General features: G+C 46.8%; 12 protein-coding genes. All 12 read right to left on the bottom strand.

Annotation, left to right across the window (positions count from 1 at the left end):
- Positions 1-182: 182 nt before the first annotated feature.
- On the bottom strand, positions 183-635 hold the full coding sequence (dut, locus tag EC604_RS12640) for a dUTP diphosphatase (protein ID WP_192895099.1): 453 nt from the start codon (positions 633-635) through the stop codon (positions 183-185).
- Positions 592-1,872, bottom strand: a complete 1,281-nt coding sequence (locus EC604_RS12635; RefSeq protein WP_123064493.1) for a M16 family metallopeptidase — start codon at positions 1,870-1,872, stop codon at positions 592-594. The genes dut and EC604_RS12635 overlap by 44 nt, the downstream gene beginning before the upstream one ends.
- Before the next feature lie 102 nt (positions 1,873-1,974).
- Positions 1,975-2,970, bottom strand: coding sequence for a polysaccharide deacetylase family protein (locus tag EC604_RS12630; RefSeq protein WP_192895098.1), 996 nt, complete (start codon positions 2,968-2,970; stop codon positions 1,975-1,977).
- A gap of 179 nt (positions 2,971-3,149) precedes the next feature.
- On the bottom strand, positions 3,150-5,252 hold the full coding sequence (gene pnp, locus EC604_RS12625; RefSeq protein ID WP_123064492.1) for a polyribonucleotide nucleotidyltransferase: 2,103 nt from the start codon (positions 5,250-5,252) through the stop codon (positions 3,150-3,152).
- A 258-nt stretch (positions 5,253-5,510) separates the two neighbouring features.
- On the bottom strand, positions 5,511-5,780 hold the full coding sequence (gene rpsO, locus EC604_RS12620; protein ID WP_056700672.1) for a 30S ribosomal protein S15: 270 nt from the start codon (positions 5,778-5,780) through the stop codon (positions 5,511-5,513).
- A gap of 158 nt (positions 5,781-5,938) precedes the next feature.
- Positions 5,939-6,877, bottom strand: coding sequence for a bifunctional riboflavin kinase/FAD synthetase (locus tag EC604_RS12615; protein ID WP_429350534.1), 939 nt, complete (start codon positions 6,875-6,877; stop codon positions 5,939-5,941).
- Between the two features lie 69 nt (positions 6,878-6,946).
- Positions 6,947-7,870, bottom strand: a complete 924-nt coding sequence (gene truB, locus EC604_RS12610) for a tRNA pseudouridine(55) synthase TruB (RefSeq protein ID WP_123064490.1) — start codon at positions 7,868-7,870, stop codon at positions 6,947-6,949.
- On the bottom strand, positions 7,864-8,841 hold the full coding sequence (locus EC604_RS12605; protein WP_123064489.1) for a DHH family phosphoesterase: 978 nt from the start codon (positions 8,839-8,841) through the stop codon (positions 7,864-7,866). Before EC604_RS12605 ends, truB begins: the two co-directional genes overlap by 7 nt.
- Before the next feature lie 19 nt (positions 8,842-8,860).
- Positions 8,861-9,226, bottom strand: a complete 366-nt coding sequence (gene rbfA, locus EC604_RS12600; RefSeq protein WP_090923831.1) for a 30S ribosome-binding factor RbfA — start codon at positions 9,224-9,226, stop codon at positions 8,861-8,863.
- 25 nt (positions 9,227-9,251) lie between these two features.
- Positions 9,252-11,828, bottom strand: coding sequence for a translation initiation factor IF-2 (infB, locus tag EC604_RS12595; RefSeq protein WP_123064488.1), 2,577 nt, complete (start codon positions 11,826-11,828; stop codon positions 9,252-9,254).
- The gene (locus EC604_RS12590) at positions 11,821-12,150 is read right to left on the bottom strand and encodes a L7Ae/L30e/S12e/Gadd45 family ribosomal protein (protein WP_123064487.1); all 330 of its coding nucleotides are present in this window, start codon (positions 12,148-12,150) and stop codon (positions 11,821-11,823) included. Before EC604_RS12590 ends, infB begins: the two co-directional genes overlap by 8 nt.
- On the bottom strand, positions 12,143-12,451 hold the full coding sequence (gene rnpM, locus EC604_RS12585) for an RNase P modulator RnpM (RefSeq protein ID WP_123064486.1): 309 nt from the start codon (positions 12,449-12,451) through the stop codon (positions 12,143-12,145). The genes EC604_RS12590 and rnpM overlap by 8 nt, the downstream gene beginning before the upstream one ends.

Raw genomic sequence — 12,451 nt, 5'->3', positions numbered from 1 at the left:
TCACTCCTTTCACCACATGTATGCCTTATCGTATGCAGTGGCCTACAGGGGGGTGAAAACAATCAGAAAATGAAATCCGTGTCCAACATAAAAAAGCCGCCCTGTAAAGGACGGCTGGGATACACGATGTACTTATATTTACTCAACTATATACTTGTAAAAAGAAATAACTTACACTACTGTTATTTACCTGTGTGTCCGAATCCACCTTCACCCCGCACGGTCTCTGAAAGTTCAGCCACTTCCGTTAATTCAATGGCAGGCACCGTCTGAAACACGATTTGAGCAATCCGTTCCCCACGCACAATCGTAAAGGGCTCCTGACCCAAATTAATGAGCAACACCTTCACCTCACCACGATAGTCCGCATCAATGGTTCCCGGTGTATTCAGGCAGGTAATCCCGTGTTTGAACGCGAGTCCGCTACGTGGACGAATTTGAGCTTCCAGCCCAGCTGGCATCGCCATCGCAAGACCCGTCGGGATCAAGGTACGTTGCCCCGGCTGTAGCACAACCTCTTCTTCCAATGCCGCCACAACATCAAAGCCAGCAGCCAGCTCGGACATCTTTTGCGGCAGTTTAATATCTTCGTTACCCGGTAACTTCTTTATTTGAACGTAATGCAACCAAATCATCCCTTCTCAGTCCAGCAATCGTCTTGTCTGAAGCACCTACCATCGCGAGTGCAAATGGCTCTGCAAACATCAGATCAAGCACGGCGTCGATGTCTTTCATCGTGACTTGCTCAATTTTGGCAATCATTTCGTCAAGCGTATGATGTCTGCCAAGCATTAATTCGTTTTTCCCCAATCGGTTCATACGACTGCCTGTGCTTTCCAGACTCAGGATCAGACTGCCTTTCAGCTGCTCCTTGCCTTTGCGCAGTTCATCTTCGGATAATCCATTTACAGCCAGATCACGCAGCACTTCTTTGGTCAGATCGAGCACTTCTTTGGTCTGTTTCGGCGCTGTACCCGCATAGATCGTGAACAGTCCGCTGTCCGCATGAGAACTATGATAAGAATAGACAGAGTAAGCCAGCCCACGCTTTTCACGGATTTCCTGGAACAATCTGGAGCTCATACCGCCGCCAATCGCATTGTTAAGAACAACCATGGCAAATTGCAACGGGTCTCCGATTTTGCAGCCCGGAAACGAGATACAGATGTGATTCTGCTCCGTTTTCTTTTTGTGGAAGAGCTGACCGCTTTGAAAAGCTGGCACGTTCACTTCCTCGGTTACACCTTTGACATCAAACGCGCCAAAATGTTTCTCCATCAGATCAATCACACTATCGTCAATGTTACCCGCAATACTGATCACGGTATTCTCGATGGTGTAATGCTCCTTCATATATGCACGTAAATGACTGGAATCCATCGCTTTAAGACGTTCTTCGGTTCCCAGGATTGGATATGCCAGTGGATGCTCTCCATACGCAGCGAGCGCCATCAAATCGTGAACCATATCGTCAGGCGTATCCTCGTACATTGAGATTTCTTCCAAAATCACATTTTTCTCTTTGACGAGTTCACCTTCGTCCATTTTGGAGCGGAAGAACATGTCGGACAACACATCCACCGCAATGGGCAGATGTTCATCCAATACTTTTGCATAATAGCAGGTATATTCCTTGGACGTAAATGCATTCACGTTACCGCCGATCGCATCAAACTGCTCCGCTATCGCTTTAGCATCAAACCGTTCCGTACCCTTAAAAAGCATATGTTCAATAAAATGGGATACCCCGTTATTTTCTGTTCGCTCATTACGCGAACCTGTTTTGACCCAGATTCCAAATGACACGGAACGACAGGTTGGGATTTGTTCCATCACAACTCTGAGGCCATTGCCCAGCTGAATTTTTTTCACGGTTGGCCCTCCTACATCTCTATAATTGCCCTGATCTCAATAATGATCAAATTGAAATCGACATTTGGTTCCAACTTTTTGATATTAACAAAAAAACGGCGTTCACTCAACCGTATGGCCTTGCACCCGTTCAGAAGACAACGTTTCACTTACAGTTCCTAACGACAAACCTTTGGCGTGGATGGAATCAATCATGCCTTTTAGTGCTCCTGCCGAGGAAGCTGTAGGATGCATGAGAATCAACGATCCCGCTTCGGTTTTATTCGAAATTTTGGCTATGACAGAGTCTGGACTCGGTTTGCGCCAGTCCACCGTATCTACCGTCCATAGAACCGTTTGCAAACCCATGGAAGCCGCAATATCCACCGTTTTTTGATTGAAATCACCCGATGGCGGGGCGAACCAGCGATTTTTCACACCGAGCGTTTGCTGCAACAACTCCTGGGTTTTGCTAATTTCTAATCGGGCCCGCTCTGCACTCAAACGACTCATGTCGGGATGTGAATATGCATGGTTGGAAAGCTCATGTCCACGCTTCTGAATTTCCTTGGCGAGTTCTGCATTTTTGCTCAGCCAACTTCCATCCAGAAAAAAAGTAGCCTTCACCTTCTCCGCATCAAGCGTGTCCAGCATTGGAACGAGGAATTCATTGCCCCAAGCCACATTAATCATAAAAGAAACCATAGGTTTACTCGCATTGCCTCGATAAATCGGATGTGCTCCCAGATCTTTTAATTGAATTTCCGGCTCAACTTGGCGATAGACATATGGAATTTTGGTATTCAGCATGCCACCCAGCGCCTTGCGATACGTTGCTTCTACGTCGATCTCCAGGCCGTTATAACCCGGGATCGCTTTCCATACCCGATCGACTCTCGCATTCACCGGTGCAATTCGAGTTTCGGCTGCCTTATCCTTGATCGCTGATAACAATGATTCTTCTCCCGTCGCTTCCTTGAACATATCAAAGGCATTCTGAGTTCCCGGACCATCACGGATCTCCGTAATGTATGTACGTACACTGTCGACTTGTCCGATTAGCATGACCGCTGCCACACCCGCGAGAACAACCGCCAGTTTTTTGGATTGGTTTCTCACAGTTCCATCCTCCTGCCGTCTTTGTCCCCATCATATGAGGACAAGGGCAAGAATATGAATAGAAACTGCAATCTTATCAATAGACGCACTGTCATCTAAACGTTAAAAAAAGAGCCAGAAATTCACATTCTGTCTCTTCATTCAATCATGCATATGTTATTCCAACGAACGTCAGCAACCTAGGATTGCGCAGGAGCCTCTGCTGTTAGTACTGCTTTACGGGACAAGTTGATCCGACCTTGCGGGTCAATCTCGGTTACTTTTACCGTAATGGAATCACCAATGGCAACAACATCTTCCACTTTGGCTACACGCTCCGTGGACAGTTGGGAAATGTGAACCAGTCCTTCTTTGTTTGGCAACACTTCAACGAATGCACCGAATTTCTCAACACGTTTTACTTTGCCGACATAGATCTCGCCAACTAATACTTCGCGTACAATGCCTTCGATGATCGCTTTGGCCTTATCATTCATCTCCTGGTTAGAAGAGGCGATAAAGACACGTCCATCCTGTTCGATATCAATTTTAACGCCAGTTTCTTCGATGATTTTGTTGATAATTTTACCACCAGCGCCGATAACATCACGGATTTTATCCGGATTGATATGCATGGTCGTAATTTTAGGCGCATATTGGGACAATTGCTCACGAGGTGTTTTCATCACTTCGGTCATTTTACCCAAAATGTGCATACGTCCTTCTTTGGCTTGAGCCAGCGCTTCGGACAAGATTTGACGATCGATTCCATCAATTTTGATATCCATTTGAATCGCTGTTACGCCTTCAGGTGTTCCTGCTACTTTGAAGTCCATGTCGCCCAGATGATCTTCCATACCTTGAATATCACTCAGGATAGATACATGCTCTCCGTCTTTGATCAGACCCATCGCCACACCAGCTACAGGAGCCTTGATTGGTACACCCGCGTCCATCATGGCAAGTGTGCTTGCGCAAATACTTGCTTGGGATGTAGAACCGTTTGATTCCAATACCTCAGACACCAAGCGGATTGTGTACGGGAAGTCCGTTTCAGAAGGAATGACTTTGGACAGCGCACGCTCACCTAGCGCACCATGTCCGATTTCACGACGTCCTGGCGCACGAAGCGGACGAGCTTCACCTACGCTGAACGGCGGAAAGTTGTAATGATGCATGAAACGTTTGGTTTCTTCCAGACTGATGCCATCCAGAATTTGTACGTCACCCAGTGCACCCAGTGTACAGATGCTCAGTGCTTGTGTTTGTCCACGTGTGAACAGACCTGAACCGTGTGTACGTGGAAGCAGGGAAGTATCACACTCAATTGGACGAATCTCGGCAAGGCCACGTCCATCTGGACGAACTTTATCATGAGTGATCAGACGGCGCACTTCTTCTTTGACGATATCGTGCAGCACTTCTTTCACATCTTTGAGCAGTTCAGGTGTTTCAATATACTTTTCTTCGAAGTGAGCAACCGTTTCGTCATTGACTGCATCGATGGCATCCTGACGAGCATGTTTCTCTGCAATTTTAACTGCTTCCACCAGACGTGCGCTTGCAAACTCACGAACGCTGCTGTTTACTTCTGCATTAACGGCATGCAGCTTCACTTCCATTTTTTCCTTACCAGCAACTTGTACAAGCTGTTCAATGACAGTCACAATGTTTTTGATCTCGTCATGCCCGAACATGATTGCTTCAAGCATCACTTCTTCTGGTAATTCATTCGCTTCGGCTTCAACCATCATAATCGCATCTCTAGTTCCTGCAACCACGAGTTCAAGTTCGCTGATTTCAAGCTGTGCAATCGTTGGGTTAATGATGAACTCTCCATCAATACGGCCCACCTTCACACCGCCAATCGGCCCACTGAAAGGTACATCGGAAATGCTCAGTGCTGCTGAAGTACCAATCATGGCTGCGATTTGTGGTTCACAATCCTGATCCACACTCATAACAATGTTCAGAACCTGTACATCATTACGGAAACCTTCCGGGAACAATGGGCGAATCGGACGGTCTGTCAGACGACTTGCCAGAATTGCTTTCTCGGATGGTCTACCTTCACGCTTGATAAATCCTCCCGGAATTTTACCAACAGCGTACAATCTTTCCTCATAGTTCACCGTTAGTGGGAAAAAGTCCAAATCTTTCGGCTCACTGGATGCTGTCACGGTACACAATACGACGGTATCCCCGTACGTTACCTTTACGGCAGCATTTGCCTGCTTGGCCAAACGCCCGGTTTCAAGCGTAAGCTTTCTTCCACCAAGCTGCATTTCAACACGCTGTTCCATGAAATCCCTCCTTTAATTCGTTCCTATCACAATGGATTCTGCATATTCACAGTATTTCCTGCTTGTCCAGCATTCATTAGCTATGGTGGACAGAGTACAGGCTGACTTGCAAAACAAAAGCTCCTTGCGGAGCCCTCAGCTACAAATATATGGCAACATGTTCATCTACAAAACAACCCGGCTGTAAGCTCCGCTTGTCCTTTTAGACAAAAGAAAGGCGGATAACAGCCAGGTTGATTTTGAAAACATGTACGATAATTAACGACGCAATCCGAGTTTTTCGATCAGTGCGCTGTAACGTTTAACATCTTTGTTTTTCACGTAAGCCAAAAGCTTACGACGTTGACCTACCATTTTCAAAAGTCCACGACGTGAGTGGTGGTCTTTCTTATGCGTACGCAAGTGGTCTGTCAAACTTCTGATGTTTTCCGTAAGGATAGCAACTTGCACCTCAGGTGATCCAGTATCGGACTCATGAGTTTTGTGCTCGTCGATCAGTTGTTGTTTACGTTCTTGAGTCAATGCCATCCTATTCACCTCCTTCATTATAATCGCCATTAGCCTCGTCACCGCCGGTGAGAGCGTGTAACCAAGCTAAGGTTAATGTTGTCTCACTCGACAACGTAGTACATTATACCATACTTGCCCGGACAAAGTAAATGTAAACATCCATTTTATTAAAGTTTTTAGGATAGTAAGCGAGCTGCAGTCAGTGCATCTTCACGGATTTGAGCAATCAGAGCATCAATGGAATCGAATTTTCGTTCATTTCGAATGTAGTGCACCAGTTCCACTTTCAGTTCCTGATCATAAATTTGGCCGTCAAAATCAAGCAGATGTACTTCGTACGTCGGTCTCATTCCATTCTCGTGAAAGGTAGGTTTGACACCAAGGTTCATCACACCTGTCAATTGTTGATCGCCAACATTCACTCGTACAGCATATACACCTTTGGCAGGTGTAACATAGTGATCGGTAAGTTCGAGATTGGCGGTAGGAAAACCGATCGTCCGTCCCCTTTTCTCTCCGTGAATCACAGTACCTCTGACACTATAAGGACGTCCAAGCCACTGGCTTGCCTCATCCATCTCACCACGCTTCAACAGAGCACGGATCAGCGAGCTGCTTACTTTCTCCCCGCCCAGCAAGAAAGGAGGAACAGTCTCTACTGTCATTTCTCCATGCCCAAGCGTACGAAGCATTTGTTCATCCCCTGCACCTTTGTGCCCAAAGCGGAAATCAAATCCAACAACAGCTGTACGCGTTTGAAGAGGAAGTAACAGTTCATGAACGAATTGCTCTGGCGAGAGCTGTGAAAATGATTCATTGAACTCGACAACATAGAGTATATCTACGCCCATGCCAGCCAAAATTTCTTCTTTGTCTCTCAGAGGCGTCAGATAACCCTCGTAATCCCCTTTGCGCATAACTTCCTTCGGGTGTGGGTGGAAGGTCATGACGGCTGCCTTCATATCCGATTCCCTAGCGATGCGAACAGCGGATAGAATGACGCTTGCATGTCCGAGATGCAGCCCGTCAAATTGACCGATAGCCAACACTTGGGGATGTGTACTCAGTTCCGCCGATTGCAATGTTTGCGGATAGGTTAGCATTACGGTTTTCACAATCATTCACCTGCATTTCACTTGATAGGCCAAGCTTGAACCTCGTCATCACGCCAAGCCGGTGCCTCTTTATTCCGGTAAGAAGACTTTAACAGCCCTCACGGTTGGTTTCAATTCATCCCGTTCAAAAATCCCCAGAAACGTTCCATCCTGAGCATACAGACGCAGTAGCCCTGGCTTCTCCACAGGTGGCTCCAGTAAACGTGCTGACAGCTTTTGGCCCTGTAGAGCGCCCTTCGTCTGTTCCTCTCCAACCTTATGGGCGGGAATGGAAGAGATTGCTTCATCTACGGGAATCAATGCTTCAGCAAGCGTGCCTTCGTTCATATGCTGTTCCACCTCTTCGATACGAAGACAATGATCTGCTGATATACCAGCAGATATGGTGCGTTCCAGCTTGACCATGGTGGACGGGAAACCAAGTTCACGACCGATGTCTACACACAATGTGCGAATATACGTCCCTTTTGAGCACAAGGCGCGGAACGATATATCCGTTGTTCCATCGTGGGTTTCCATTCCGATAAGCTCAAGCTCATAGATGGTGACTTCACGACTCTTGCGTTCTACCGTTTTGCCTTCACGTGCAAGTTCATATAATCGTTTCCCATCAACCTTTACGGCAGAATACATGGGCGGAACCTGTGAGATGGTGCCAAGAAACTGCTCCAGTACCTCCTGCACTTGCTCCTGAGTAACTTCTACAGGCGATTCCGAACGTTCAATAACTTCACCCGTCAGATCCTCGGTGTCTGTAGCAAGCCCCAGACGAAGTGTCGCCAGATATTCCTTCGGAAGTTCCTGCAAATACTCCACCACCCGTGTCGCTCGTCCAAGGCACAACGGAAGAACTCCGGTTACCTGTGGATCGAGTGTACCCGTGTGACCGATACGCTTCATTTTCAAAATCCGACGCATTTTGGCTACAACATCATGAGAAGTAAATCCCGCTGGTTTGTATACCGGGAGAATACCTTCAAACGGTTTTACCATTGTGTATTCACCTGCTTCAACACTTTTTCCACGCTTTCTTCGACCTTGCCTTCAAGTCGGCATCCAGCTGCGAGAACATGTCCACCGCCACCAAAAGTTTGTGCCAGTGCTGCAACATCTATTTTACCGGCAGAGCGCAAGGAAGCTTTAACAGCATTGTCGTTGATCACTTTGAAAAAGATACCCACTTCTACCCCACGAATGTTACGGGTATAGTTCACGATCCCTTCCAGATCTTCGTTCGCTGCTCCACATTCCTGCATATCTTCTGGTGTAATAACAACCCAGGCAACTCTACCGTCTTCTGACATTTGCAAGGATGACAGTGCCTTGTTCAAGATGCGGATCTGCGGGAGAGTGACCTCTTCGAGCAGCGTTTGTGCCAAATAAGGCCCATCTACGCCATGCTCCAGTAAGCGGGAAGCAACAGTCATCACATTGGGACTTGTATTCGCATAACGGAATCCACCCGTATCTGTCAGCAGACCTGTATATACTGCCGTAGCTATATCCTTATCCCATGTAATGTCGAAGAGCTGCAACAAATCAAACAAAATTTCAGCCGTTGCTGCTGCATCGGATTTTATAATGTTCACTGCACCATATCCGTTATTCGTAGGATGATGATCGATATTCAAAATAATGGCATCTTCTTCAAAATATTGACGGGTAAGCCCCACTCTGGCAAAGTCAGCACAATCAACACAAATGATTGCTTTATACTTACGCTCAGGATGGTTTTCGGTCATGTTCACAATGGCATCCGCATGACACAGAAAACGCATGCGTGATGGAATTTCACCCTCATTAATCATTGTGAATGTTTTTCCCAGACATGACAGCAGCCAGCCCATCGTTACCGTCGAGCTGACTGCGTCACCGTCCGGCTGTACATGCGACACGACCAGGTAATCGTCATGCTCCAGCAGGAATTGTTTTCCTGCCTGGAGCGCCTGTTCATAAGTGTGCATTGCCGTCTCCTCTATTCTGTTACTGGGATTCGTTTTTGTCGTTGTCGGAACCAATATCGCCAAGCAGCTTTTCAATTCGGCTGCCATATGCAATTGATTCATCAATCTTAAATATCAACTCGGGAACATGACGGAACCGGATACGTTTGCCCAGCTCCGTGCGCAAAAAGCCGTTTGCTTTGGCAAGTGCTTTAAGCGAGTTATCTTTTTGCTCCTGTTCACCGAAGACACTCAGATAAACTTTGGCTTGCGACAAGTCGCCAGTTACCTCAACTCCCGTCACCGTAATAAAACCGATGCGTGGATCTTTCAGTTCTGACTGGATAAGCAAACTTAATTCCTTTTTAATCTGCTCGCCTACTCTACCTGTACGAATCTTAGCCATTGATGTTCACCTCATACTTCCTTGCTTATCGTTGTACGGTCTCCATAATGAAGGCTTCGATAACGTCGCCTTCCTTGAGATCGTTGTATTTATCCAATGTAATACCACACTCATAACCTTGAGCCACTTCTTTGGCATCATCTTTAAAGCGTTTCAGGGAATCCAGCTTACCTTCGTAAAGGACGATACCATCACGAATCAGGCGTGCTTCCGCAGAACGAGTGATTTTGCCCGAGGTAACCATACAACCTGCAATGGTACCCACTTTACTGATGGAGAAGGTATTCCGTACTTCAGCATGGCCAATCACTTTTTCTTTGTAGATTGGATCAAGCATACCCTTCATTGCTTGTTCAATCTCTTCGATAACACTGTAGATGACGCGGTGCAGACGAATGTCTACTTGTTCTTGATCCGCAGTGATTTTTGCCTGGTTTTCAGGACGAACGTTGAAACCGATCACGATGGCATTGGAAGCCGCAGCCAAAATGATGTCGGATTCCGTGATCGCACCAGCACCGCTATGAATGATCTTCACGCGTACACCTTCAACTTCGATCTTCGCAAGGGAACCTTTCAATGCTTCAACCGAACCTTGCACGTCACCTTTAATGATCACATTCAAATCTTTGATCTCGCCATCTTTGATGTGTTGGAACAGATCATCCAAAGTTACACGAGTGTTTGTACCCAGATCGGATTCACGTTGCGTAATCGCACGTTTTTCAGCAATGGAGCGAGCTTTACGCTCATCTTCAAACACCATGAACGGATCTCCTGCTCCTGGTACTTCGGTCAAACCAGTGATTTCTACCGGTGTAGATGGTCCGGCTTCTTTGAGACGACGGCCCTTATCATTGACCATTGCACGGACACGACCAAAACAGTTACCCGCTACGAACGCATCTCCGACTTTCAGTGTACCATGCTGTACAAGGATACGCGCAACTGGTCCACGGCCTTTATCGAGCTCAGCTTCAATGACCGTACCCCGGGCACGTTTATCCGGATTTGCTTTGTATTCATTTACTTCTGCAACGAGCAGAATCATTTCAAGCAAACCTTCCAGACCCATTCTTTGTTTCGCAGATACGTTTACAAAGATCGTATCTCCGCCCCACTCTTCCGGAACGAGTTCATAGTTGGTCAGTTCCTGTTTCACTTTGTCAGGATCAGCGCCCGGCTTATCAATTTTGTTAACCGCTACGATGATTGGCAAACCTGCTGCTTTGGCATGGTTAATCGCTTCAACCGTTTGTGGCATAACACCGTCATCAGCTGCTACTACAATAATCGTCATATCCGTAACTTGTGCTCCACGCGCACGCATAGCTGTAAATGCTTCGTGACCCGGAGTATCCAGGAACGTGATTTTCTTGTGGTTAATCTCAACTTGATAAGCACCGATATGTTGCGTGATTCCGCCCGCTTCGCCGCCAGTTACATTCGTAGAACGAATGGCATCCAGCAATGTTGTTTTACCATGGTCAACGTGACCCATGATCGTTACAACCGGAGGACGGGATTGAAGATCTGCTGGATCATCATTCTCTTCCACAGTTTCGAAACGATCGTCTTCAAGCACAATCTTCACTTCAACTTCAACACCGAATTCACCTGCAAGCAGGAGAATGGTATCGATATCAAGCTCTTGGTTAATGGTTGCCATAACACCCATACCAATCAGCTTTTTAATAACTTCAGAAGCATCCTTGTGAAGAAGTTTCGCTGTTTCACCAACCGTCATATCGCCGCGAACGATGATTTTCTTCGGTGTATTATCGATTTTCTCACGTTGCACATACTGCTGCTGATTTCTGTTACGGTTGTTCTTGCCACCACGGTTATTACGGAAGTTACCGCCACCACGGTTATCGTCGAAACGACGTCCGCCACCGCCACCACTGTTGGAACGGTTGCCGCTGTTATTACCGGAATTGCCTTGACCACCTCTACGCTGGCCACCTTGTTGTCCCTGACCACCAGTACGGTTAGCGTTGTTGCCAGAGTTGCCACCGCTGTTCGGTCCTGCAGATCTGCCTGGACCGCCACTATTGTTCGGACGTTGACCCGAACCTTGTGGACGTGAAGCTGTGCTGCCTTGACCACTTGAAGCTGGTCTTGGACGGTTTCCTGTTTGTCCTCCTTGGCTTGAGCCTTGGGAAGAAGAATTTGTTCTGTTACGGCTGTCTTGGCCGCTTGGTCTTTGAGTGCCATTGTTATTGTTGGAATTTGGTCTATTGTTCATACCTACCTGCTTTTCCTGTTGTATTTTTGTTTGTACGGGACTACCGGCTGTTGTACTGTTACTCGGCGTGTTCACTCCGCCGCCCGGCTTGTTGCTGTCCACTGGTTTGTCACTGCGTACAGCCGAAGTCGCAACAGACTTGGCTTCGCCACCTTGTTTCGAAGCGGCAGTGGATTTAATATCTTTAAAAAATTGTTCCACTTTACCGACTGAACCATTCTCCATCACACTCATATGGTTGTTAACGGGAATGTCCAGCTTCTTAAGAATGGTTATAATTTCTTTACTGCTCATGTTAAGGGACTTCGCATATTCATAAACTCGCAATTTTTCCTTGTTTTCCTGTTTACTCAATATACTCCACCTCCGACATTATACCGACTTGCTTGGAGATCATTTTTGCAAACCCAAGGTCTGTTACTGCAAGAACCACCCGCGTGTCTTTACCGATGCTTGACCCGATACGGTCACGATCCAATCCGATAAGAAGCGGAACCTTGTAAGTAGCACATTTGTCGCGAAATTTCTTTTGTGTATTCGCCGAGGCGTCTCCTGCAACTATAACCATCTTGGCTTCACCCGAACGGATCGCCTTGTGCACAATCTCATCACCCGTGAGCAACTTACCAGCGCGCATGGATAGACCGAGGTAAGACAACACTTTCGTATCACTCATCCTGTTCACGCTCCTGTGCAGCTATGAATTCATCCTCAACTGCAACGAAATCAGCAGCGAGCTGTTCATAGATTTCTGGTGAAACTTTACTCTTCAGGGCTCGATCAAGCGCACGATTTTTGAGTGCAAGCTTGAAACAAGACTCTTTGCCACACAGATATGCGCCTCGTCCGGACTTCTTACCAGTCAAATCAATTAACACTTCGTCCTCAGGCGTTTTAACAATGCGAATCAGTTGTTTTTTGGGCATCATTTCTTGGCATGCCACACATTTGCGTAGCGGCACTTTTTTAGGTTTCAT

The organism is Paenibacillus amylolyticus, assembly GCF_003719335.1.
In the GTDB taxonomy this organism is placed as follows: domain Bacteria; phylum Bacillota; class Bacilli; order Paenibacillales; family Paenibacillaceae; genus Paenibacillus; species Paenibacillus amylolyticus_D.
This window is presented reverse-complemented; position numbering and strand designations above follow the sequence as displayed.